Below are 23,099 nucleotides of genomic sequence, written 5' to 3' on the forward strand. Positions count from 1 at the left end.
GTTCATCAGAAAACGGTAGAGGTATTGAAAATCTGCGGGACGCCAGCAAGCCATAACGCGCCGTGCAATGTTTCGCCAGGCAGCCATGCTGCTACCCTGGCACGTAAAGCAAGAAGGCGTGACAGATCTATACCCGTCGACAAACCCATGCTTTCCAGCATGAACGCCAGATCCTCGGTCGCAGCATTGCCACTTGCACCGGGCGCATGCGGACAGCCTCCGATGCCAGCCAGCGAGGCGTCAAAGCGCGTCACGCCGACCTCCAGTGCCGCATACACGTTGGCCATCGCAAGTCCGCGCGTATCATGAAAGTGGCCGCAGCAAAAGCGATCACCGGCAATGTGTAGCGCCTGCTCGCACAAATCTCGGACCATGCGCGGATTGGCGTAGCCGACGGTATCGGCCAAACTCACACGATCGGCACCGGCATCCAGCAGTGCTTGCATCAGGCGTAAGACTTCGGCCGGTTCAACCTGACCTTGCAAGGTGCAGCCAAACGCGGTGCCGACGCCGCCCTCAATAATCGTTTTTGATCCAGCCGCGTCGCGTGCGGCGCGAATACGGCCCAGCTCGGCGACGACTTCATCGGGTGTCTTACGCAGGTTTGCCAGACTATGCGCGTGACTGGCAGAAAGGGGAAGAATCATCAGAGCGGCACCACCTTCGATAGCGCGCTCGGCACCTTTCAAGTTAGGCACCAGCACCGAGGCAACCAAGCCAGGTAAAGTTTTGGCATAGGCCAACAGTTCTGCGGTGTCGGCCAGTTGCGGCAGCAGACGCGCGGGTACGAAGGAGCCGACCTCAATCTCGCGCTGTCCGGCCGCATGCGCATCCCGAATCCACGCCATTTTTTGCTCGGTCGGAAGAATGGTCGCGATGCTTTGTAGGCCATCGCGCAGTCCTACTTCACGAATCATTACTTTGTCAGGAATCGCATTCATGGCTATCCGATCCGCTTCAAGTTTGCGCGATAAAACTGACCGCGTTCGACGTACTCGGCGGCGTTCTTATGCATGTCTGCGATTTGCTCGTCGCTCAGTGTACGCACAGCCTTTGCTGGCGATCCGATGATGAGGGAGTTGTCGGGAAATTCCTTGCCTTCGGTGACCAGTGCTCCAGCGCCAACCAGACAGTTTTTCCCGATTTTTGCACCATTCAAAATCACCGCCTGAATACCAATTAATGCTCCCTCAGCGATGCTACAGCCATGCAGCATCGCCTGATGACCGATCGACACGTCGCTGCCAATAGTGAGTGGATAACCGGGGTCAGTGTGCAGGATGCAGCCTTCCTGCACGTTACTGTTTGCGCCAACACTGATGCGTTCATTGTCCCCGCGAATTGTCACATCAAACCAGATGCCGACGTTCGCCGCAATGTGAACATTGCCAATAAGATTAGCAGAATCAGCAATGTATGCGGATGGATCAATAGTGGGCGACGTTTCGCCTAGTTGATAGATAGCCATAGATTAAATATGCCTGAAAAAAGTAGTGTTAATGAACGCCTGATTGATCGCGTGAACGGGGCATTGAAAATGCATCAAATGTCTCCTTAATTTTTTTCTGATTAATGTGAGTTAGTATAGAACCACCCAATTCATTGAAAATATCTGCTTTGGAACGATAAAGATTCCCAAATGGAATTTCATGACGCATAACTTCTTAATCACAACCGAAAATACCCATGAGAGACCTCGACCTCACTACCTTGCGATTGTTTGTCGCGGTATGCGCGACCGGAAATATGGCCCGCGCCGGCGAGCAAGAAAACATTGTGGCTTCGGCAATTAGCAAGCGGCTTGCAGTGCTAGAAGACACCGTCGGCGTCAAACTGTTGGAACGTCGTCGCCACGGGATGGCACCCACTGCCGCAGGTGAAACCCTGCTTGAGCACGCACGCGGCATGTTAGCTGGCGCCGATCGCGTAATGCGCGACATGGCAGGCTATAGCGTGGGTGTGAAAGGTCAGGTCAGGATTCTTGCAACCGTATCGTCAATGGCCGAATCACTGCCGGACGACGTGGCGGCGTTCTTGCAACAACCATCTAGTCAAGGCATTCGCGTCGATGTCGAAGAGCGTTTCAGCAAGGACGTAGTGAAAGGCCTGAAAGAAGGTAGCGCCTCGGTCGGCATTTGCTGGGATGCAGCAGACATGGACTCGCTACAGTCGCGCCCTTATCGCAGCGATCATCTCGCCATAGTGGTCTATCCGTCCCATGCGTTAGCCGGGCGCAAACACGTTTCATTTGAAGAAACGCTGGAATTCGATCATGTCGGCCTACCTTCCTCAAGCGCGGTACAAATAATGCTGACGCAGGCGGCGGCAATCGCTGGAAAAGTACTAAATTACCGTGCCATCGTATCGACCTTCGACGCTGCTTTAAAGGTGGTTCACGCGCAACTTGGAATCAGTATCGTGCCGCGCGAAATTGCACAAACCTTCGCAACAAGTTTTGATCTGCGCGTGATTCCGCTAAACGATCCCTGGGCTCAACGCCGTTTCGCTATATGCTTTCGGGATATAGCCGCGCTATCGCCCGCCGCCCGTTTGCTCGTCGACTATCTAGCCGCAAGGGCTATAGCTACTACGCCAGAAGAACAAATTACAGTACCTTAATCGTGCATGGTGCAATAGTGCAATTGCTTGCGCACTGCGAAGCACAACACCGCTAAAACAGATGATAAATTCAGCGCTAAAGTCAGAATTAATCTTTGACGACATACCAGATTTCTCTCACATTATCCGGGGCGCCAAACATGGCACTACCAGCAATGTCCCTGTAGCAGTTCAACCACAGCAAGACCGGATAGATTCGACAATTAAAACGTACTAATGCATTAAGAGCGCTGACTGTCATCTACAAGACACTTAAGAAATAAGAAGCAAGCTAATATCAACCTACAAAAAAATCTCTGTATCCGGTTCATTGACCGCGTTTACAGAAGAAACGAATAGGAGACATTAGTGCAGACAACAACAGGTTCGCCGTTGCAGGAACAACGCGGCATGCGCCCTTCCCCATCAACTGAATTGATTTCTTTGGTCAAACCGCAAGAAATCAGGTATTCCCACGCGGAAATGCATCCATTTTTTTCAAGGATGCATTTGATTCCGATCGCAACCATTTCGGCAACACCATCACCGTTGGTATCCATGCCGTCCGCCGCGTGTACGAAAGTCAATTCCTCAAATCGATATGCAACTTATCGTCTCAAGCAATGTTGTTCTCAATCATCTGACAGACGGCGAAAACCGCTGTTCTTTTAGCCGGTAACACATCGCGGCTAACACCTGTTTTGTTCACAGAAACAAGTGATAGGTAGCAGGTTTCAATTTGCATTGTCCCCAATTAAGCAAGACCGTTCCGGCGGCTTTGTGTGAATTCGTTCGGCCTGTTTTTATGCTCTCACGTTCAAACACGCCCGCCATTCTGAAAGTATGCACACACGGCAAGGACTCTCACGGTTTTCAAGTAAGCATATTGCCGGACCGAAGACAGCCGATTTTTATCGTTTTTCATAGGGCGTTATTAGTTTTTATAAAAGTATTTCAAGAAAAAATAAATTATTGCGATATCCCCCGGCACAGGTTCAATGCCACAGATTGTTAACTTTAGGAAACCTTCATGCAAACAGCATCTTCAACCCCAGTTACCGAAACCAAAATCATCATGTCAGACCCGACAGCGCTAGGCGTGTTTGGGCTGGCGATGGTTACCTTCGTCGCGGCATCCGCAAAAATGGGCTGGACCAGCGGCACCACCTATATTATTCCGTGGGCGTTGTTTCTGGGATCGATTGCGCAGGTGTGGGCATCCAGCATCGATTTTAAAAAGAATAATTATTTCGGCGCGATTGTGCTTGGCGCGTATGGCCTGTTTTGGATTGCCGTCGCTATGCATTGGGCAACAAGTCTGGGTTGGCTAGGCCCGGTCAGCGACAAGGCGGACCCTCGACAGCTCGGGGTGGCGTGCATCGGTTATTTCATTTTTTCGCTATTCATCATGGTCGCCGCATTCGAAGCAAACAAGGTCTTCGCCGCGATTCTAGTGGCTATCAATGTATTGTTACCGGCGCTGGCGCTGACGATCTTCGGCATCAATGCGCCCTTCTTTAGCATGGTTGCGGCTTATGCCGAACTAGCGATTTCGCTGATGGGCTTTTATTGCGCAGGGGCGGTATTTCTCAACAGTTATTTCGGCCGCACGCTGTTGCCACTAGGAAAGCCATTTGGTTTCATCCGTAAAGGGGCGCTGGTGCACCAGATCAAAGAAATCCATCTGATTGAGCCGCTAGCCGCTGCAGCAACAAAATAAGTACTAATTGATACGCGTACCCGACTTGCCACCATTTTTCGGCCGGATCAACACTAATAAAGAACGGCAGATGAACATGCCAGACGGGTACGACATTAAAGATTTATTGTTCGGCATGTGCGCGACATTTCCAAAACCATCACGGAAGCGAACATTGTTTTTTTGGAGAATAAAAAATGACTTATAAAGCCCCCTTGAAAGATATGCTGTTCGTCATAAACGAACTAGCAGGCCTGCATGCGGTGAATACCTTACCAGGCTGCGAAGACGCGACGCCGGACACCGTTGAAGCAGTGTTGGAAGAGAATGCAAAATTTTGCAGCGGCGTCGTGGCACCGTTGAATGGCCCGAGCGATAAAGAGCCTAGCTACTGGCACGACGGCAACGTCACAACCTCTAACGGCTTCAAAGAGGCATTCAAATCTTTCGCTGAGGCGGGATGGCAAGGCGTGCAGCATCCGGTCGATTTCGGAGGTCAAGGCTTGCCGAAGCTGGTAGCCACGCCTTGTATTGAAATGCTCAACGCGGCAAGCATCTCGTTTGCGCTAGTTGCCCTGTTGAGCGATGGCGCGATTGAGGCCCTGCTAACGGCTGGCAGTGATGTACAAAAAACCACCTATCTTGCGCCGCTTATCTCGGGCAAGTGGACCGGCACGATGAACCTGACCGAACCTCAGGCAGGCTCCGATCTGGCTGCCGTGCGTACACGCGCGGTGCCGCAAGATGACGGCACATTTAAAGTGTTCGGCACAAAAATTTTCATTACTTACGGTGAGCATGATCTGGCTGAGAACATCATCCATCTGGTATTGGCGCGCACGCCTGACGCACCAGCGGGAGTAAAAGGGATTTCGCTGTTTATCGTACCGAAGTTTCTGATCAATCCGGACGGTTCACTGGGCGCACGCAACGATGCGCATTGCGTCTCAATCGAGCACAAACTGGGCATCAAGGCCAGCCCGACAGCGGTCCTGCAATTTGGCGATCATGGCGGTGCAATCGGCACCTTAGTCGGCGAGGAAAATCGTGGCCTCGAATATATGTTCATCATGATGAACGCGGCCCGTTTCGGTGTCGGCATGCAAGGCATCGGTCTGGCTGAGCGTTCGTACCAACAGGCGGTCGCATTCGCAAAGGATAGAGTGCAATCGCGCGATGTCGCCGGTTCGGCTGGTCCTGTGGCAATTATTCATCACCCCGACGTGCGTCGCATGCTGATGTCGATGCGTGCCCAAACTGAAGCGGCACGCGCGCTGGCCTACGTTGGCGCGGGCATCTGTGACATCGCGCACCACCATCCGGATGCAGCTACCCGCACTGCGAATCTGGCAGTGTATGAGTATCTCGTCCCCATCATTAAAGGCTGGTCAACCGAGATGTCACAAGATGTGACCCGCGATGGCGTGCAAGTGCACGGCGGCATGGGTTTCATCGAAGAAACCGGCGCGGCCCAGCATTACCGCGATGCAAAGATCCTGACAATTTACGAAGGCACAACAGCGATTCAGGCAAATGATCTGGTCGGTCGCAGAACGGCGCGTGACGCCGGTGCAACAGCCAAAAGGATCATTGCACAAGTGCGGGCAACCGAAGCGCAACTGGCGGAATTGACGCAAGGCTCGCAGGGTAAGAACGATGCAGATTTCAAGGCGATCTTGCAGCATTTATCCGAAGGTAGCGTTGCGCTGGAAGCAGTGGTGGAATATGTAGCCAATAATATGAAGACTGATGTCAAAGCGGTATTTTCAGGCAGCGTGTTGTATCTAAAACTAGCTGGCATCGTCTTGGGTGGATGGCAGATGGCCCGTGCGGCAATAATTGCACAGCAAAAACTGGACGATGGGACCGGCGATGCGCAGTTCTATCAAGCGAAAATTGGCACTACGCGTTTCTTTGCAGATCATATTCTGTCGCAAGCATCATGGCTAAGCACCGTGATCATCAATGGCAGCGCAGGCGTGTTAGCCCTGACCGAGGACCAGTTCTAAGACACACCCTCTAAGAAATTGACAGGAATGGCTATGATTTATCAGTCCTGAACATAGCCGCTTTCTGCTGCCAATCCTGATTCAAAGGATCTATTTTGACGCTACCGGGTCAGCAACTAAAAGCCAAACATCAGCATGTACCAGGCTTAAAACCCGTAACCAATCTGACCCCATACCCGGGCTGATGCGGTGGAGGCCGCCAGTGCCGGGCGTGCGCCCAGTGGTGCAGCAACCGAGACCTTGGCACTCCATTGCTGCGAGGCGACCCAGTTAATTCCCACACCCGCACCACGCAGAGTGGCACTGTTCACACCCGCGGCCCAAGGCGATTTATTGATCGTCACATACGCGCCGTCGATGAAAGCAATCGCCTGCAAACCGCCATTCCAGATCATGCCAAGATCGTGCCGAAGTTCTGCCGTTCCCATATAGCCAGTATCGCCCGACACAATACTCTGCGCCGGGACAATCGCCCGAGCCAACGGGTAGCCTTTGCTGTGATAGTAATTGCTGATGCGAGCGACAAGCTCATCCAGCCGGGACAGCGACATGGTTTGCCCTTCCGCGTCCGCGACCAGTGCATGCAGGACGGCGGTATCGAACAAATACGCGTGATATTTTTGACTTTAGAATGTTGCAAATTGTATACTGTTTACAAAAAAGTGTTTATTACAGGACACTATATTTTTATATGCTCTGCTTATTGGATACGAAATTTGCATTTTTGTGCATATTTACCGAAATCCCTGATGGCTTCATCAGGGTTCCCCTGATGGTTTTATGTTGCCAAAGATCTGCCGACGTCAGATCTTGGTCTCACGCGACTGGCTCTGGGTCATGAGCAAGCGGCGTGGATACGAAGCGGAGGCGAACTCCTATATCGTCTATGCCGGGCAGTTCCATGTGAATAAGGGAAAATAGATGCTGTCCCACTCGAAGCACTTGCGTCGAGTGAGATCGGGGCATCCTATAAGACGGTGCAAGATGGGGAGTCTTACTATTGGCTCGATGGCTGCCGTCAGATGACTTGCGTGTCTCAATGACATGGAGCGCTGGTCAAGCCACACCCTGAGCGAATCGCGAATAGGCTGACAACAGTGGAGCGCAAATTGTCGAATTATCGACAGGTTCTCCAAGCAACGGAACGCGCAAAACACAATCTTGCGGCAAAAAAACAGTCAGGAAAGTATTCACAGACTGTTTTTTATCGTTGCAGAGGAATACTGAAGCCATTAATACAATAAGCCGCTCAGAAGGGATTATCAGCTTATGTATTCACACAACGATGCAAAGTTGATTGGGCGCCGACATACCAACAGTTGCGCCGTACGTTTTTGCTGCTTGTGTTGTACTCATGTACTTGGCGTCGCCAGCGGGAGTTCAATCACAAACTCCGCACCGCCCTGCGGATGATTACGTGCGTATAGATTGCCGGAGTGCTGTTCGATAATACCGTAGCTGATGGACAGTCCCAAGCCAGTTCCTTTGCCCACCGGTTTGGTAGTAAAAAACGGATCGAATATATGTGAAAGGTGGTCCGGCGAAATGCCGCTGCCATTGTCACGCAAGAATAGCGAGACGACATCGCCATTTGCCTGCGCCGTAATCCATAGCTGGGGTGAGGAGCTATTCTTAGCCGAGGCCGCATCATAGGCGTTTTGGATCAGGTTCATCAATACCTGCAACAATTTGCCTGCATTACCCGTCACATTCAAAGCATCGCCGGGCGTCCAATGCACTGTAAATGTGGGGGCCGCACCCTTGCTAATCCAATGAATCGCACGCGCAATGACGCTGTTTAGATCAACCTTGGTTTGTTCCTCGCTATCCACGGCAGAAAAGCGTTTCAGACCGTTGACGATCTCAGTGGTGCGTTGAGCACCTTCGAGAGTGCCCTCGATAAGCGACGGCAAATCACTCAAAATATGATCGATGCGTAACTTCTCACGCATGCCTGCTGGCATCTCCTTTGAGGCACTCTCATGTAACGCCTCAACGTATAACGTCAACCGTTCGCTGTAACGTTTTAACGCATGAACATTACCCAGTACGAAACTAATAGGGTTGTTCAATTCATGTGCGACGCCAGCAACGAGGCGACCGAGAGAGGCCATTTTTTCGGAATGCAGCAGTTGCTGTTGGGTGCGCTTAAGCGCCTCATGCGTCTCGCTCAGTTCTCGGTAAGCACGCTTGATCTCGCCCATCGGACGACCGACGAACACATAACCAGCGTGCTTTCCCGTACCATCTAGTCGTTGCGTGCAGTTCACGTCGACCGGCACCGGCCCTTGCCTCGGATGGATCAAATTGAGTTCAACCACCTCGCTGATACGCTGCGGTGCAGGACGCTCAATGATTCGTCGAATGCAATCAATACTGGCAGAATCCGCAAGCAGCTTAAAGATGGACATGCCGTGCAGCGCGTCTTCATCCAGACCAGTCAGTTCACGTAAAGCAGTATTCGTCTCTTCGATATCGCCCACCCGATTGCAGGCGACCAAAACATCGGACATGGCCGATAAGACACTGAAAATGAACTGCTGCGAACTTTCTAGTTGCTCGTTCTTTTCTTCCAATACGATCTCGTCCTTCACCAGTTGCGAATAAACCTCGTCCATTTTTTGAATTACATCGATCCACGTCGCCTCGTCAATGCCTTCTATCTGCGCCGGAAGCGCAACGTGAGGACGAGGTGGTGATGCTGCAGGAATGATTTTGCGGGGCGACATACTTGTTTTCCAACAGGTTATTCAAGATTTTGGTCGCGTGTGCAGATGCGCCAACGGGGGCAAGTGAGGGTGACCGGATTGCGCATCATGGACATGGGGATATAGTATTTCATCTACAGGTATCAGATTCAGCGCGCCGTGTCGCACACCACGTTCCGCCATCAAACGTTCAGCGCATACACGTACCTGTTGTGTTGGCCCTTTAAGCAGAAGAGACTCAACACATTGATCATGGTCCAGGTGCGCATGCATGCTGGCAATGGTCAAATCATGATAATGATGCTGTAAATTGATCACCCGTTCGGCTAATGCGCGTTCATGATGACTATAAACATAACTAACCGCAGCGACGCAACGCGGTGCCTGTTCCGTCCTCAATCGCTCCTGCTCAATATGCTGCCGTAAAATATCGCGCATTGCTTCAGACCGATTTTGATAGCCACGCGCATGGATTAACCGATCAAATTCCTCGGCCAGTGGCGTATCAAGTGAAATCGTAAAACGCTCCATCATTCATCCAGTCAAATTGATAGCATCAATGCACGGTGCAGACCATGCATGGATCAAACGAACGCACGATATGTTGCACCGCTACGGGCGTATCTTCGCCTTGCAATATCGGTGCCCCCACCAATGCTGCTTCCAGTGCACCTGGAATGCCTTGTGCGTCACGGGGCGAAAAATTCCAGGTTGTCGGGGCAATAATCTGATAATTGGCGATTTTCCCATTGCGAATCTTCACCCAGTGCCCGAGGCTGCCTCGTGCCGCCTCGGTCAGGCCCATGCCATCGGCATCGTCGGGCAACGATTGCGGTACAAAATAAGGTTCATCAATGCGCAAAGCTTTGATCCATTGCTCCATTGCAGGCACGACCAGCGTCAACTCTAATAAACGCGCCAGCACCCGCGTGTACACAGTCCCGCCGCAGCGCATAACGGCGTCTCGCACCAGTGGATGGCCATCTACAAGCTGCCGCGCCAACGCACCGGTCTCAAGCACCCGCCCGCCAAATCGCGGTGCCTTGTTCCAGGTGTAGGCATCCGGTTTATCAATATCCGGCAAGGTCAGACCGTCGGAGGGATGACGTGGCCCACCAGCATCAGATAGCCATGCATGGGTAGCATCCTCACCGATCACCGCAGGGTCAAGCGCCTGCACTTCGGCCATCGTTGCATCCCATAACCCACGCGCAAAAGTGAGTTTGCCATCCGGTAGCGGATACGAGCCATTCGACATGTATAGTCCAGGCCCAGGCCCCATGCGATCCAGTCCAAGCTGCCATGCCAACGTCAAAAACAGCCGAAAATCACCACACTCCGGCGCAGCAGTCGCATGCCATTCACGGAGTGCTGCTTCGCTGTCGATTGCGGCGATACTTTCTAGCGGCGCACCGAACAAAGTCTGTTCAAGAAAGGTGCGAAATTCACGAATTCGCGCCAGCAATCGTATCCGCTCCGCCGCTTCAATTGCTCGGGACGAGCCGGTCGGCTGTATCGATTGGGTATGCGGCCATTTTCCACCTAGCGTGCCAAGCAGCGTAAACCAGCGTTGACGGGCTGCCAGCGCTAAACGCGCATGCCGCCCCTGCAACGCGGTAAAACGATCCTGCACGGTTGTATGCCAATGCTGCTGCGCGTAAACAGAGCGTGCAAAATCAGGCATAAAGAAAAGATAAAAATGGGTCAGATGATCTGCCATATTTTCAGTTGCCAGCATCACGTTCGTGACGAGCAGGCCATTCGGTGGTGGATTCATGCCCATCGCATCGGCCAATGCACGTGCAGAGGCGACCGATTGCGACACCGAACAAATACCGCAGATACGCGGGACGTAAATCAGCGCATCCATCGCCGGTTTTTTCAGCAATATCTGCTCAAACCCGCGATACATCGGCGAGTTGACATGCGCACTTTGAACGCGCCCATCGACTATTTCCAGACGCACCTCCAGATCGCCTTCAACCCGATTAAACGGACCGACAATCAAACGTGTCATGACATCCTCATTTCAATCGAGTTTTGCGAATAGCCGGGACGACCTTCAAGTGGTCGGCCGTGGCGTTTTCTCTTACGCGTTTGGGCGTGGCAGATTTTGACAACGATGCCAGCGCGACGAACCACGCTTTAGGCATATCTGTTGGCAGACCAATCGGGATACCTGCAATCTTGGGCGTAACATGAAATGCATGACCGGGTTCTTCAAACCCCGGCTCGGTGCAACTAATACAGGCATAACCGCCGCGCGTACAGGACCCGTCACCATTCCATAGACGCGTATTGCAATCGGCATGCACTTGCGTGCCTTTGCAGCCCATGTTTTCCATCATGCAGCCTAGGTCGGATGGCTTCTCCGCGCTGGCTTTAAATTCATAATATTCATTCCGAGTACAGCCGTGATGCACCAAATGATCTGCATAAAATCGGGGGCGTCCAAGCGCATCGATCTGGCTTGCGTCAAACAAATCGGCAGCCAGCGCCATCAATGTTTCAAGCACCCAGTTCGGATGCGTCGGACAGCCCGCAACGTTAATGACCGGCAAGCCTGTGCGTGAGCGGTACGCCGCTCCCAATAAACCCCCGATCTGGTCTCCTTCATATTGCAAACCGCAGGCATCGGTCGGATTGCTACCCGCTGCCGTAATCCCACCATACGCAGCACAAGTACCGACCGCCACGGTGTAATCGGCCACCTCCGCAAGCGCCCTTACCCATTCGATCATCGGCTTGCCTGTGCCCGCCAGCATGTGAAAACGGCCCGTGCCGTGCGGGCCACGCAGCATCGATCCCTCCACACATAGCGCATGCAAGGGCATCTCCCCATCAATGCATGCGCGCAAAATGCGCAACGCATCTGCACCGCTCTCAATCGACAGCGACGGATGCCACAGCATGTTGATACCTGCATCACTCAGTGCGCCGAAAAAATCTGGGGTATCCGCACACAACAACGACATAGTGCAGCCGCCACAGCCGCCGGATTGCAGCCACAGCACATTGAAAGCAGCAGGCTTACTATAAAACGTATTAGAGGACATCATTTTTTCTCCAGTCCCAAACGAACCATTTTATTTCGCAATCCAACCCGTGATAGTCCTAGCTCCTTGGCGGCGTGCGTCTTGTTCCAGCGCAAGCGCAGCAAGGTTTCTTTCAAAATGGCGGCTTCGATCACTTCCAGCCGTTCTTGTAAGGTGCCAGTTTGCCGCATGCCGTTCATGTTTGCCATACCCTGCATGCCAGCAACGCCGTCCCCATTGGCGGCCATACCTGGCTGGCCTTGCAGCACTTTGCTAGAGAAAGCCTGCGCACTTATTTCCATATTTTCATTTAGCGTCAAGGCGACCGCCCGATAAATTTCATTGCGCAGTTCGCGAATATTACCCGGCCACGGATATGTTATCAGGCTGGCCATTGCATCTGACGCAAAAGATCGCGCTGGCATTCTCAATTCTTGTGAGGCTTGCGCCAGCAGCGCCTCCGCAATCGGAACAATATCGCCCGGACGCTCACGTAACGGCGGCATCGTCAGCGTCATGCCAGCCAGACGATAATATAAATCTTGCCGAAAACGACCCGCCTGGACTTCCTGTTCCAAATCGCGATGGGTAGCAGCGATCACGCGCACGTTGATAGGAATCGGGCGCGTCCCACCAACCGGGCGGATTTCGCCTTCCTGCAATACCCGCAGCAGTTTGACCTGAAACGCAAATGAAGTATCGCCGATCTCATCGAGAAATACCGTACCACCGTCAGCCCGCTGGAAAATGCCGATATGGTCTTCATAAGCGCCGGTAAATGATCCTCGTTTGTGGCCGAACAATTCGGATTCCAGCAAACTGTCCGATATCGCACCACAATTTTCCATCACAAACACGCGCTCGGCTCGCGGGCTGGCGTAGTGCATTGCCCGTGCCAGCAATTCTTTACCGCTGCCCGATTCACCCAGCACCAATACCGACAAATCGTAACGCGCAACGCGGGCAGCCAGTTCGCAGATGCCATCCATCGGGCTACCCGCCACGCGAATGATCCGCTCAAAATCGAACGTTGCCTTTAGTAGCGTTTGTTTTTCTGCCGTCCGCGCCCGTAACACTGAGGTACTGGTGCGCAGCTCCAAATCGAGTCGGTGCATGTCAAGTTGCAAAACACGCGCTTCTACCGCGCCGCGCACCGAGTCCAGCAGGTGGTCTGGCATCCAGGGCTTAAGGACATATTGGTAAATACCGGCGTCATTGATGCCCGCGATAATATCTTCGGTATCGGTATAGCCCGAAATGATGATCCGCACGACATCGGGCCAGCGTTCCCGCACTTCTTTGAGAAACTGCACCCCCGTCATCCCCGGCATGCGCTGATCGCATAGAATCACGGCCGGTTCACGCCGCTCCATCAAGATCCGCGCTTCCTCCGCTGAACTCGCCGTCAGCACCTTGAAATCTTCTTCCAGAGTACGCCGAATGGCATCCTGCGAGCGCGTTTCATCGTCGACGACAAGCACGGTCGGCAAGCTGGTTGCCTCAGAAATGTTCATATTGGGGTGTCAGATTCTTTCAAAGAGTTATTCCGATGAACGGCCAGATGGCGCGGCGTCCATGCATGAGGCATTTTATGCACAAAATGATAACGTGCAACGTGATAACTGGGGTCGAACCCATAAAAATTACGATGCATTTTAGACAACTCCTCTTCGCGGTAGGCATGCAAAGGCTTGGTGGCCTCGTCCTCTGCCCGTTTGCATCGCTTAGCAGCGAGTTGTTCTTCGAAAAGATCCGATTGCGCCAAAGCCATTGCGCGCTTACGTACTTCACTGAAAAACGCATCTGCTTCATATCCAAATGCGGCATCAATCAAGCCGATTTTGACAGCTTCAGGTGCCGCAAGTGGATGCCGGTTTTGCATCAAGCCGCGTGCAACCTTTGCTTCTACACGCTGCGGCAACAGATAAGTCCAATATTCCGAACCATACAAATTGCCCATATTTTTATAATGCGGGTTGAGTAACACGGCCTCCCGCGCCCAAACAATATCCGCGGCGAGTGCCAGAAAAGCCCCACCTGCGCCTGCATTGCCCCGCAAAGCCGAAACGGCAAAGTGATTCGTCATAGAGAGAATTTCCAGTACCAGGTCATTCATCGCATTGATATTGTTCCAGGATTCATCTGCCGGGCTTTCGGACGGACGATGTGCGCTTGCTTCGATCCGATTCAAATGGATGCCATTGCTAAAAAAATCTTCACCGCCCAACAAGACCAATACGCGAGTCGGGCGTTGTTTTACATGCTGGATGGCGGCTTGCAAGCGTTGGCATTGTCCAGTGGACATCGCACCATTATAAAAATCGAACGACAGAAAACCGACTGGCCCCTCTTCCCAATAACGCAATTCGCCCCATTCCTCGGCTGGACGGACTAGTGCTGTTGGCAGTTCCGGCAACTGCGCAACTTGCGCTGCAAACCAGTCCGCAACGGGCAACTTGAACGGTTTTTCAGCATCGTCGGCTGACCGCATTGGCCGCACATGGCCGATCCAGACACCGCCATCGATAGTCCTGCGTAAAACTGCCTGATCACGGCGCGCAATGATGTCACCCGGCACACCAGCAGCAGCAGCAGCAGCAGCGTCCAATATCGCCGCCGTCGCGAGATGTGCGTCATATAGATAGCACGGCGAATCAAATAAGGTATCCAGAACGCCGGGAAAGCTATCGGCGCTGTTGATTTTTGATAGCACAACGGCACTGCTATCCCGCTGCCAATCAATGCTACGCTCCTTTTGCTGCAACAATGGGCGCAAAATACCACGCGCTGTGACAGCCTCGGCCAACGGCATGGGCTGCGCTCCAATGGCAAATTTTTGGACTGCTTCCAGTACGGCGCGCACGGCCGCAGCCGTCACCTCATCCCGATACAAACTGCTTTTTTTAGCCACCCGCATGGAAAAAGAGGCATGCGCCCAAATATCCCCGGCATCCATTTCGGCATTGGCCTGCAATACCGTCACGCCCCATACCGACTCACCATTGAGAATGGCCCAATCCAGCGCCGACGGTCCCCGATCTCCGACGATACCCGGATGCACCACCAGACACACGTGATGCTGCCAAATTGAGATGGGAATCGCACGTTTTAAAAATGGTGCAATGATCAGATCAGGCTTGAACAATGCGACCGCTTCTTCACTGACCGAGTCGGCGATATCTAGCTCAATCGATACCTGATGCCCACATCCTCGTAGTGCCAAAAACAGCTGTTGTGTCAGGCTATTAAAACTATGCGTGAGAAAAAGAATGCGCATCGTTATCAACATCAGCAAATGCGTGGTAATTGTTCGCCGGACAGCCAATCAACCACGCGGCGTCCACCAAATCGGGTACGCATTTGTACGAAACCATGCGGATCATCGTTTACCATACCGATACGGGCAGCATGTTCACCCAGCGGATGACGATGCATAGCGGCCAGCAACACCTCCGCATCTTCCGCCGCACAAATCGCAATGAGCTTGCCTTCGTTGGCCACATATAACGGATCCAGTCCAAGAAATTCGCAAGCGGCGTCAACTTGCGGAGAAATCGGAATAGCTGCCTCGTCCAGCATCATGCCAACGCCTGATTGTTTAGCGATTTCATTGAGAGTAGTAGCCAACCCACCCCGCGTAGGATCACGCAAGACGTGCACACCCGGCACTGCCGCCAGCATGTGTGCCACCAAACCATGCAAGGCGGCTGTGTCGGACTTGATTTCAGTCTCAAAGTCCAGCGATTCGCGTTTGGACATGATCGCCACGCCATGATCACCCATCGTGCCAGATACCAAAATCACATCGCCGGGACACGCCGCAGCGCCATCGATCACGATGCCCGGCGGTACCACGCCCACGCCGGTGGTCGTTATAAATACGCCATCGCCTTTGCCTCGCTCCACCACTTTAGTATCGCCAGTAATGATCGACACGCCAGCTTCGCGTGCTGCCTGCGCCATGGATTCGACAATACGTTTCAATTCCGCCAGCGGAAACCCTTCTTCGATAATAAAGCTGGCCGCCAAATACAGCGGTTGCGCACCGGACATTGCCACATCATTGATCGTGCCATGCACCGATAGGCAACCGATATCACCACCGGGAAAGAACAAGGGCGATACGACATGCGCGTCGGTTGCCATCACCATACGACCAACAGGCGCGATAAAGCTGGCCTGATCATTGCCCTGACGCAACCATTCGTTATCGAAAGCCACAAGAAATAATTCTTCGATCAACTGCGCCGACGCACGTCCACCGGCACCGTGGCCCATGTCGATGCAGCCCTTCTTGAAATCGAGCGGTTTGACATACCCTTTTTTAACAATCCCGTTCATGCTGCCACCACTGCAATATCCTTGAAACGGCCATATGAATAATGTGCTGCACATGCGCCCTCGCTAGACACCATGCACGAGCCCATAGGATTTTCAGGCGTACAAACCGTCCCAAATATCTTGCAATCGACAGGTTTTTTCACACCACGCAAAATCGCCCCGCATTCACACGCCTTGTTATCAGGCACAGGTTTGTAAGCCAGGTCATATCGTCGTTCCGCATCAAACTGCGCAAAAGCTGAGCGGATGCGCAACGCGCTATACGGCACCTCACCCAAACCGCGCCACTCAAAGGTCGGCCGCAACTCAAAAATCTCTGACACCAATGCCTGCGCGGTGAGGTTTCCATGGGCACTGACTGCACGGGCAAATTCATTTTCCACTTCACAGCGACCTTCATTGACCTGCCGGATCAACATCAGAATCGCCTGCATCACGTCAAGCGGCTCAAATCCTGCGATCACCACCGGCTTGCGATATTCCTCGGCAAAATGGACATAAGGCTCGGAGCCGATCACTATGCTGACATGCGCCGGGCCAATGAAACCATCGATGGGCACAGTGCCGTAATCGCGCACCTCCGGCGACTCAAGAATGTGTGTAATGGCAGATGGCGTCAGCACGTGGCAGCACAGAACGCTGAAATTATCCAAGCCGCGCGCATGGGCGTCGCGAATCACCAAAGCCGTCGGTGGCGTGGTGGTTTCAAAACCGATAGCAAAGAAGACCACTTCCCGATCTGGATTCTCAATAGCGATCCGCATCGCATCGGCGGCGGAATACACCATCCGGATATCGCCGCCACGTGCCTTCGCTTTAGTCAGGGAAACCCCGCCCGAAGCTGGCACACGCATGGTATCGCCATAGGTGCAGACAATCACGTTACGTTCCAACGCCAGCGTCAGCGCATGATCAATACGGCCAATCGGCAGGACGCAGACCGGGCACCCGGGACCATGAATCATGCGCACGTTATCCGGCAGTAATTCGCTGACACCGTAACGCGAAATAGCATGCGTATGACCACCGCAAAACTCCATAAAACTATAGTTGCGTGCAGGGTCAACTTCTGCGGCGATACGAAGAGCAATTTTTTGCGCGACATCGCCGTCGCGGAATTCATTGATATATTTCATGATAATGAACCCTCTTTCGGCGCCGTATCAATCATTCCCAGTTCACCAAACAATGCCAGCGTACGCAATGCCTCCTCAGTATCAAGTTTGCCAATCGCGTAACCAACATGCAGAATGACATATTCACCAACTTCCACTGTATCGAGCAGCGCGGTTGAGATTTCCTTACGCACACCCCCCAGATCAATGATCGCCTGCTGGTTGGGAAGTACTTCTACGATGCGAACGGGGATTGCTAAACACATGGGATAACCTCTTTAAAAATCGTTTAGGCTGCACAGGCACGCTCAACCCTTGGCTTCCAGTTGCTGACGTGCCACCCACGCCTGACCAAGTGCCAAACCGCTATCACCGCATGAGACCGCCTGCGGCAACAACACCCGCAACCCACGGCGCTTCAATGCCATGATCAGACGTTCAGTCACAATCCCATTGAGAAAACAACCACCGCCGAGTGCAATAATTTTTGACCGATGGAATCGCGCTGCCTGACCCGCCCAATCCGCCAGTGCCTTCACCAACGTCAGATGGAACAATGCCGCACCGCGCCCGATTGCCAGCGGATCACCCTTATCAGCTAACGCAAATAGTGTTGCTATTAGAGGCAGCAAATCCAATGTGCCGTCGGGATGCAATACGTACTCTCCCCATTGTTCCGGCTCACCGCACGCTGCCAGATAGTCAGCCGCCATCTTTTCTAAAGCGATGGCGGCTTCAGCTTCAAAATTTTGTTTCACGCTAATTCCTAAGGTGCCCGCTGCCGCATCGAACCAACGCCCGGCACCGCTGGTGGGCGGACAATTGAGTCCGCGTTGCAACATTGCCTGCACGGTTTGGGCCGCCATCGGACCTACGCCGACAGAAAACCGCGGCGTGACCTCATCGCTGCGCCCCAATGCATGCAGCGCAGCAGCAGCCATACGCCACGGCTCGCGGGCGGCAACATCACCGCCCGGCAACGCCAGCGTCCGCAGATGTCCGAGACGACGCCATGCAGCGCCTTCGACCAACAGCAATTCGCCACCCCAGGCAGCACCATCAGTGCCTAATCCAACGCCATCCAACGCTAGCCCAATCACAGGCTCCTTCAAGTCATACTCAGCCATCAGCACGCCAATATGCGCATGATGATGTTGCACGCCAATAGCGGGAACGCCAAGCTGATCGGCGACGCGCAGTGCCAGACGTGTACTAAAAAAATCCGGATGCAAATCATGCGCTACGGCGGCAATCGCGCCATCGGCATGCGCCAACAAGCTTTCTACCGAGTTCTCCAGCGCGATACAGTTTTCGGGATCGCCCAGATCGCCATGCAATGGCGTCCAGCGCACCGTATCGCCCTGCAACAGACAGGCGGCATTTTTAAGCCATGCTCCACAGGCTAATACTGGGGGCGACGCAGTCCGCGTTTGCGCTGGCAAGGGCTGTAGTAACATAGTCACGCCTCCTCAACTCGCGCTTTGAGTACCAACAATTCAGCTTCAAGCGCCGCAATCCGCTCAGTCAATGCGGGGGGCTTAGCGCTCTCTTGCGCCCCCGGAAAACGTTGATTAGCAGTCATAATCCAGTCGATCCAGGCCACCATGCCCTCTCCGGTAGAGGCGGACAATTGCACTATCTGAATACGCGGATTGACGCGCCGCGCATAGGCTATGCAACGTGCCACGTCAAACTGCACATAAGGTAATAAATCGATCTTATTAAGCACCATTAACTGCGCTGCGGCAAACATGTCAGGGTACTTAAGCGGTTTATCCTCACCTTCAGTCACCGACAGAATCACAACCTTAGCGGCCTCACCCAAATCCCACATCGCCGGACATACCAGATTGCCTACGTTTTCAATAAACAGGATGCCGCCGTGTCGATCATGGTCAGCATGTGTATCGGCCCCATCGTGATGATCGTGAGAGCGGTTAGAGTGGTTAGCGTGATGAGAGTGGTGATGCAGCAAAGGCAATCGTGAGAATGCATCACCGACCATTTGCGCATCCAGATGACAACCTTTGCCTGTATTGATCTGGATTGCAGGCGCGCCAGTCGCACGGATACGGTCGGCATCGTTACTAGTCTGCTGGTCGCCTTCAATCACGGCTACCGGCAAACCGCTTGCGCGCTGCTGTAATGCTTCGATGGTGGCACACAGCAGCGTCGTCTTACCTGAACCCGGACTAGATACAAGGTTTAGCGCCAGAATTCCGTGTTCAACAAAGTGGTCGCGATTGTGGTTGGCATGACGATTATTTTCACCGAGCACATTTTGCTCAAGCCGAAATGCACGCGCCTGACTCATCCCTGGTACGGAAACATTGGCCGCACCAGCACCGTAGTGCAGATCTCCGGTACTGGCAGCAACCGAAATGTGGCTCTCTGATTGCGGATGCGGATGTTCGTGAGAGTGGCTATGAAAATGGTCATGGTCATGATGCTGCCCACGAAGCTCCTTTTCATGGCTTGCCGATTGATCAGTTTTTTCTTTATTTGCACATCCACATACAACACACATGATGCATCTCCTGTTTTCTTTGCCGTCTGATAGCAATATCTCATTCAATTATCGTCAACCATTATCTCGATCACCCGCAGCGCCATACCGTTAGTCGGTTCCAACTGGTAATTGCCGCAGTGCCCACAAGGATCACCACGTTCCATCATATTCACCGTAACGTTGCATTGCCCACACCAAGCTTCGCCGGGTGGGGTCGTGATTTCTATTTGCGCACCTTCCAGGCAAGTACCGAGCGCCATCACTTCTAATGCAAAACGCAATGCACGCACCTCTACACCGGCCAACGAACCGGCCTCAAGACGCAACAACGTCACCCGCGCAAATTGCTCACGCTTTGCAGCATCTTCGACAATTTTCAGAATACCGCCGGCAAGACTGACTTCATGCATCTGCAAACTCGCTCTTATAAATGACCTAAAACATGGCTGTAATGGCCGTCTTGCCACTGTGAGATAGATAATCAGGAGGCGCTGGCAAAGCCCGATAAAGCAGGACTTCTATTACGCTTTTACCATGCGCCTCCAACGATTGCGCCCTTTATTACAATCGGCCCCGCCCTCCGGTCTGGATATACGTCAACAATTCGTTTTGCTGACGATTAATAGCGGTCAAGGTACTGTGAACCCGTTTGATGACTGCGCGCATAAAATTGAACACTAATTCCGGGTTTTCATTGATTAAAGGGTCTATATCAGCCTTATTAAAGCTAATAACACAAGAGTTGCCTAAGGAACGTACCGTATCGGCATGACCGGAACCATCGATAAAACTTAACTCCCCGACCAAATCGCCTTTTTCCAGAACATGCAAAATAGCGGGAGTCTGTTTATCCTTCACATCGCTGGAAATGGCTAAACGGCCTTTCGTCACAATATAAAAACTATTCGTAGAAACACCTTTTTCACACAACACTTCGTCATCTGCCAGATCCAGTTTCTGCGCCGCCCGTTCCGCCAATATCGTTGCGCCAATTTCTCCAATATATTTGCCAATTGGCGCGTTGTAGATTAACGCTGCAATTTCTTCAGTATTTTTTTTCATTATTTTTCTCCAGATCATCTATGTGAAAAGCTATGCGCCGATATTGCATTGCGCGTAATCGTTAGCTTGCCTTAGCTGCTTTGCAACTGGGCGAGCAACGTGCGAAATAGCCAATGCAAGATTGGATGTCGCCCGAGTAGTCAAGCCGATTTCCAATTCCCATTCGTATCCCCTGATTGCCAACACATAGACCTCAGGTATTTTTCCAAAACACTGCCAGCAAGTCGCCATAATCGTTTCTATGGACATCGCGTGCGAGGTAAAACTAAAATCCATTTTTTGCTCGGCTTTATACAAACGAAAAGTGTCAACCGTCGCATCTTTTGACGCATCAACAAATAACACACGACGTTTATCCTTGATTAAATCTGCATCCTCCAGATTAAGCTGATAAAACTTTACTTTCTCCGCTTTTGGACAGGCACTGGACGTTTCCAGACTGTCGATAAATTCCCAGCCAAGTCCATCATCCTGGCGACCAATATTGCCTATGCCATAAATCAGCGCCGAATCATGATTAAAATATGCCAGGGTAATATCATCAAGCGCGATGTGGTCATTTTCTGCGTTCATCAATTTGATTTCCTTTCGCATCAAGCAGCGTCACCTCCAAAGGCATTTCACCAAGCGCATGGGTTGCACAACTCAGACAAGGGTCATAAGCGCGGATACCAACTTCAATTGCATTCATCATGCCTTCGGTGATCTCGGCCTTTCCACCCAGATATTCTTCGGCCACACTGCGCACTGTGCGATTGATTACCTGATTATTTTGGGTTGTAGCGACAACCAGATTGGCAAAAGTAATATTGCCTTCCTTATTCGCTTTATAGTGATGCAGCAATGTGCCACGCGGCGCTTCCACGACGCCTACGCCTTCGCCGGTCCACATAGCGTCTGTTGCGGTGACAACCAATTGATCCTTTTGCAAATCCGGATCATTTAGCAGCTCTTTAATAAGTTCGGCTGAGTGCAGTATCTCTATCGCCCGCGCCCAATTGGTATGCAAGGTTTTATTACTGGATTTACCCTTGTTATAAGCATGAAATTTTTCCAGCGCTATCTGCGCAAGTGGTGTCGAATAAGATTTCGTCACATTCACCCGCGCTAACGGGCCAACCCGCACAGATCCTTTATCTCGTCCCAACTCCGTCAAGAATGGAAACTTCATATAACTCCATTCTTCTGTCGCTTCAGAAAAATGGCCCAGATAATCGTGATAATCCAGTTCACGCACAATCTTCTTATCGTTATCAATAATGCGCATCTTGCCGTGGTAATAATCGACATCGCCATTATTATCAACTAGACACATGTCCAATGCCGGTGCATCCCCGAAGGTATCGACCATCACGCGATTTTTTTCATGAAAGTCATAAAACAATTCCAGACCTTCCTTCGCGTATTCCAACATGTCATCAATACTGGGAATGGTCGCATCACCTTTAATAAATCTATCCCTAACTTCCGCCGTCAGATTGTTATTCACGCCTCCCGGAATCGAACTGATACCATGCATTTTTTTGCCCAATACTGCCTGGATAAGTTCCTGCCCCCATTTACGCAACATCACGACGCGCTTCACCAGTTCCGGATTCGCAACCGCTAAGCCTAAAACATTGCGCTTTTCTGGCGCTGCATCCATTCCAAACAGCATTTCCGGCACGATCAGGTAAAAATAAGCCGTTGCGTGCGATTGCAATTGCTGGGCGTAATGCCCCAATCTCCGCATCTTCTCTGCCGTGGGAGTAATAAGATTACTCGTGGAATAACCAACACCCACCATATCGTCGAGCACTTTCGCACCACACAGATGATGACTAACAAAGCAGATTCCGCAAATCCGCTGTAACAACATCGGCGCTTCCCAATAAGGATGCCCTTGAATAAACTTTTCAAAACCCCGAAATTCCACCACAAGCAATTTTGCATCAACGACGTTGTTATCATCATCCAGTTGGATAGTGACTTTGCCATGACCTTCGATACGCGTAACGGGGTCGATAATCAGTTTCCTGCTCAT

22 protein-coding genes are annotated in these 23,099 nt (G+C 52.2%); 3 read left to right on the forward strand and 19 right to left on the reverse strand.

Features of this window, described 5'->3' with window-relative positions:
• Positions 1–5: 5 nt before the first annotated feature.
• The gene (locus C7W93_RS04270) at positions 6–941 is read right to left on the reverse strand and encodes a hydroxymethylglutaryl-CoA lyase (RefSeq protein WP_108438907.1); all 936 of its coding nucleotides are present in this window, start codon (positions 939–941) and stop codon (positions 6–8) included.
• Between the two features lie 2 nt (positions 942–943).
• Positions 944–1,468, reverse strand: coding sequence for a gamma carbonic anhydrase family protein (locus C7W93_RS04275; protein ID WP_108438908.1), 525 nt, complete (start codon positions 1,466–1,468; stop codon positions 944–946).
• Positions 1,469–1,686: 218 nt separating this feature from the next.
• On the opposite strand from C7W93_RS04275, the gene C7W93_RS04280 reads away from it, so the two are divergent.
• Entirely contained in the window at positions 1,687–2,619 is a 933-nt protein-coding gene (locus tag C7W93_RS04280; RefSeq protein ID WP_108438909.1) for a LysR family transcriptional regulator, read from the forward strand.
• Between the two features lie 320 nt (positions 2,620–2,939).
• Here C7W93_RS04280 and C7W93_RS04285 read toward each other — a convergent pair whose 3' ends face one another.
• A complete protein-coding gene (locus C7W93_RS04285) occupies positions 2,940–3,158 on the reverse strand; it encodes a hypothetical protein (RefSeq protein WP_108438910.1) in 219 nt (72 codons plus the stop codon).
• 470 nt (positions 3,159–3,628) lie between these two features.
• Between C7W93_RS04285 and C7W93_RS04290 the strand changes: the two genes are divergently transcribed.
• Both C7W93_RS04290 and C7W93_RS04295 read left to right on the forward strand, forming a co-directional pair.
• The gene (locus tag C7W93_RS04290; protein WP_108438911.1) at positions 3,629–4,318 is read left to right on the forward strand and encodes an acetate uptake transporter family protein; all 690 of its coding nucleotides are present in this window, start codon (positions 3,629–3,631) and stop codon (positions 4,316–4,318) included.
• A gap of 176 nt (positions 4,319–4,494) precedes the next feature.
• Positions 4,495–6,306, forward strand: a complete 1,812-nt coding sequence (locus C7W93_RS04295) for an acyl-CoA dehydrogenase (protein ID WP_108438912.1) — start codon at positions 4,495–4,497, stop codon at positions 6,304–6,306.
• A 146-nt stretch (positions 6,307–6,452) separates the two neighbouring features.
• Here C7W93_RS04295 and C7W93_RS04300 read toward each other — a convergent pair whose 3' ends face one another.
• The 16 genes from C7W93_RS04300 to C7W93_RS04375 all read right to left on the reverse strand — a co-directional run bounded on the left by C7W93_RS04300 (position 6,453) and on the right by C7W93_RS04375 (position 23,099).
• Complete coding sequence (locus tag C7W93_RS04300) at positions 6,453–6,911, reverse strand: POTRA domain-containing protein (RefSeq protein WP_108438913.1); 459 nt, start codon at positions 6,909–6,911, stop codon at positions 6,453–6,455.
• A 747-nt stretch (positions 6,912–7,658) separates the two neighbouring features.
• Complete coding sequence (locus C7W93_RS04305) at positions 7,659–9,035, reverse strand: sensor histidine kinase (RefSeq protein WP_108438914.1); 1,377 nt, start codon at positions 9,033–9,035, stop codon at positions 7,659–7,661.
• A 21-nt stretch (positions 9,036–9,056) separates the two neighbouring features.
• Entirely contained in the window at positions 9,057–9,548 is a 492-nt protein-coding gene (gene nikR, locus C7W93_RS04310) for a nickel-responsive transcriptional regulator NikR (RefSeq protein WP_225869745.1), read from the reverse strand.
• 22 nt (positions 9,549–9,570) lie between these two features.
• Entirely contained in the window at positions 9,571–11,031 is a 1,461-nt protein-coding gene (locus C7W93_RS04315; protein ID WP_108438916.1) for a nickel-dependent hydrogenase large subunit, read from the reverse strand.
• A 7-nt stretch (positions 11,032–11,038) separates the two neighbouring features.
• Positions 11,039–12,073, reverse strand: a complete 1,035-nt coding sequence (locus C7W93_RS04320) for a HupU protein (protein ID WP_225869746.1) — start codon at positions 12,071–12,073, stop codon at positions 11,039–11,041.
• A complete protein-coding gene (locus tag C7W93_RS04325; protein ID WP_108438917.1) occupies positions 12,070–13,563 on the reverse strand; it encodes a sigma-54 dependent transcriptional regulator in 1,494 nt (497 codons plus the stop codon). Before C7W93_RS04325 ends, C7W93_RS04320 begins: the two co-directional genes overlap by 4 nt.
• On the reverse strand, positions 13,560–15,326 hold the full coding sequence (locus C7W93_RS04330) for a hydrogenase maturation protein (RefSeq protein ID WP_108440475.1): 1,767 nt from the start codon (positions 15,324–15,326) through the stop codon (positions 13,560–13,562). The genes C7W93_RS04325 and C7W93_RS04330 overlap by 4 nt, the downstream gene beginning before the upstream one ends.
• 11 nt (positions 15,327–15,337) lie before the next feature.
• Positions 15,338–16,390 (reverse strand): hydrogenase expression/formation protein HypE, encoded by a 1,053-nt coding sequence (gene hypE / locus C7W93_RS04335; RefSeq protein ID WP_108438918.1) that lies wholly within the window; start codon positions 16,388–16,390, stop codon positions 15,338–15,340.
• A complete protein-coding gene (gene hypD / locus C7W93_RS04340) occupies positions 16,387–17,526 on the reverse strand; it encodes a hydrogenase formation protein HypD (RefSeq protein WP_108438919.1) in 1,140 nt (379 codons plus the stop codon). The genes hypE and hypD overlap by 4 nt, the downstream gene beginning before the upstream one ends.
• A complete protein-coding gene (locus tag C7W93_RS04345) occupies positions 17,523–17,771 on the reverse strand; it encodes a HypC/HybG/HupF family hydrogenase formation chaperone (RefSeq protein ID WP_108438920.1) in 249 nt (82 codons plus the stop codon). Before C7W93_RS04345 ends, hypD begins: the two co-directional genes overlap by 4 nt.
• A 42-nt stretch (positions 17,772–17,813) precedes the next feature.
• Entirely contained in the window at positions 17,814–18,962 is a 1,149-nt protein-coding gene (locus tag C7W93_RS04350; protein ID WP_108438921.1) for a hydrogenase maturation protein HypF, read from the reverse strand.
• A gap of 2 nt (positions 18,963–18,964) precedes the next feature.
• Positions 18,965–20,032 carry a hydrogenase nickel incorporation protein HypB gene (gene hypB, locus C7W93_RS04355; protein ID WP_108438922.1) on the reverse strand — a complete coding sequence of 356 codons (1,068 nt, stop codon included), beginning with the start codon at positions 20,030–20,032 and terminating at the stop codon, positions 18,965–18,967.
• A gap of 44 nt (positions 20,033–20,076) precedes the next feature.
• Positions 20,077–20,424, reverse strand: coding sequence for a hydrogenase maturation nickel metallochaperone HypA (locus tag C7W93_RS04360; protein WP_108438923.1), 348 nt, complete (start codon positions 20,422–20,424; stop codon positions 20,077–20,079).
• A gap of 151 nt (positions 20,425–20,575) precedes the next feature.
• Positions 20,576–21,076 carry a Crp/Fnr family transcriptional regulator gene (locus tag C7W93_RS04365; RefSeq protein ID WP_108438924.1) on the reverse strand — a complete coding sequence of 167 codons (501 nt, stop codon included), beginning with the start codon at positions 21,074–21,076 and terminating at the stop codon, positions 20,576–20,578.
• A gap of 30 nt (positions 21,077–21,106) precedes the next feature.
• Positions 21,107–21,649 carry a hydrogenase maturation protease gene (locus tag C7W93_RS04370; protein WP_108438925.1) on the reverse strand — a complete coding sequence of 181 codons (543 nt, stop codon included), beginning with the start codon at positions 21,647–21,649 and terminating at the stop codon, positions 21,107–21,109.
• On the reverse strand, positions 21,633–23,099 hold the full coding sequence (locus C7W93_RS04375; RefSeq protein ID WP_108438926.1) for a Ni/Fe hydrogenase subunit alpha: 1,467 nt from the start codon (positions 23,097–23,099) through the stop codon (positions 21,633–21,635). The genes C7W93_RS04370 and C7W93_RS04375 overlap by 17 nt, the downstream gene beginning before the upstream one ends.

The organism is Glaciimonas sp. PCH181, from assembly GCF_003056055.1.
Lineage (GTDB): Bacteria > Pseudomonadota > Gammaproteobacteria > Burkholderiales > Burkholderiaceae_D > Glaciimonas.

Coding starts and splice junctions, on each gene's coding strand:
- C7W93_RS04270 (WP_108438907.1), bottom strand. CDS start 941: ATGAATGCGATTCCTGACAAAGTAATGATTCGTGAAGTAGGACTGCGC.
- C7W93_RS04275 (WP_108438908.1), bottom strand. CDS start 1,468: ATGGCTATCTATCAACTAGGCGAAACGTCGCCCACTATTGATCCATCC.
- C7W93_RS04280 (WP_108438909.1), top strand. CDS start 1,687: ATGAGAGACCTCGACCTCACTACCTTGCGATTGTTTGTCGCGGTATGC.
- C7W93_RS04285 (WP_108438910.1), bottom strand. CDS start 3,158: ATGGATACCAACGGTGATGGTGTTGCCGAAATGGTTGCGATCGGAATC.
- C7W93_RS04290 (WP_108438911.1), top strand. CDS start 3,629: ATGCAAACAGCATCTTCAACCCCAGTTACCGAAACCAAAATCATCATG.
- C7W93_RS04295 (WP_108438912.1), top strand. CDS start 4,495: ATGACTTATAAAGCCCCCTTGAAAGATATGCTGTTCGTCATAAACGAA.
- C7W93_RS04305 (WP_108438914.1), bottom strand. CDS start 9,035: ATGTCGCCCCGCAAAATCATTCCTGCAGCATCACCACCTCGTCCTCAC.
- nikR (WP_225869745.1), bottom strand. CDS start 9,548: ATGATGGAGCGTTTTACGATTTCACTTGATACGCCACTGGCCGAGGAA.
- C7W93_RS04315 (WP_108438916.1), bottom strand. CDS start 11,031: ATGACACGTTTGATTGTCGGTCCGTTTAATCGGGTTGAAGGCGATCTG.
- C7W93_RS04320 (WP_225869746.1), bottom strand. CDS start 12,073: ATGATGTCCTCTAATACGTTTTATAGTAAGCCTGCTGCTTTCAATGTG.
- C7W93_RS04325 (WP_108438917.1), bottom strand. CDS start 13,563: ATGAACATTTCTGAGGCAACCAGCTTGCCGACCGTGCTTGTCGTCGAC.
- C7W93_RS04330 (WP_108440475.1), bottom strand. CDS start 15,326: ATGCGCATTCTTTTTCTCACGCATAGTTTTAATAGCCTGACACAACAG.
- hypE (WP_108438918.1), bottom strand. CDS start 16,390: ATGAACGGGATTGTTAAAAAAGGGTATGTCAAACCGCTCGATTTCAAG.
- hypD (WP_108438919.1), bottom strand. CDS start 17,526: ATGAAATATATCAATGAATTCCGCGACGGCGATGTCGCGCAAAAAATT.
- C7W93_RS04345 (WP_108438920.1), bottom strand. CDS start 17,771: ATGTGTTTAGCAATCCCCGTTCGCATCGTAGAAGTACTTCCCAACCAG.
- C7W93_RS04350 (WP_108438921.1), bottom strand. CDS start 18,962: ATGTTACTACAGCCCTTGCCAGCGCAAACGCGGACTGCGTCGCCCCCA.
- hypB (WP_108438922.1), bottom strand. CDS start 20,032: ATGTGTGTTGTATGTGGATGTGCAAATAAAGAAAAAACTGATCAATCG.
- C7W93_RS04360 (WP_108438923.1), bottom strand. CDS start 20,424: ATGCATGAAGTCAGTCTTGCCGGCGGTATTCTGAAAATTGTCGAAGAT.
- C7W93_RS04365 (WP_108438924.1), bottom strand. CDS start 21,076: ATGAAAAAAAATACTGAAGAAATTGCAGCGTTAATCTACAACGCGCCA.
- C7W93_RS04370 (WP_108438925.1), bottom strand. CDS start 21,649: ATGAACGCAGAAAATGACCACATCGCGCTTGATGATATTACCCTGGCA.
- C7W93_RS04375 (WP_108438926.1), bottom strand. CDS start 23,099: ATGAGCAGGAAACTGATTATCGACCCCGTTACGCGTATCGAAGGTCAT.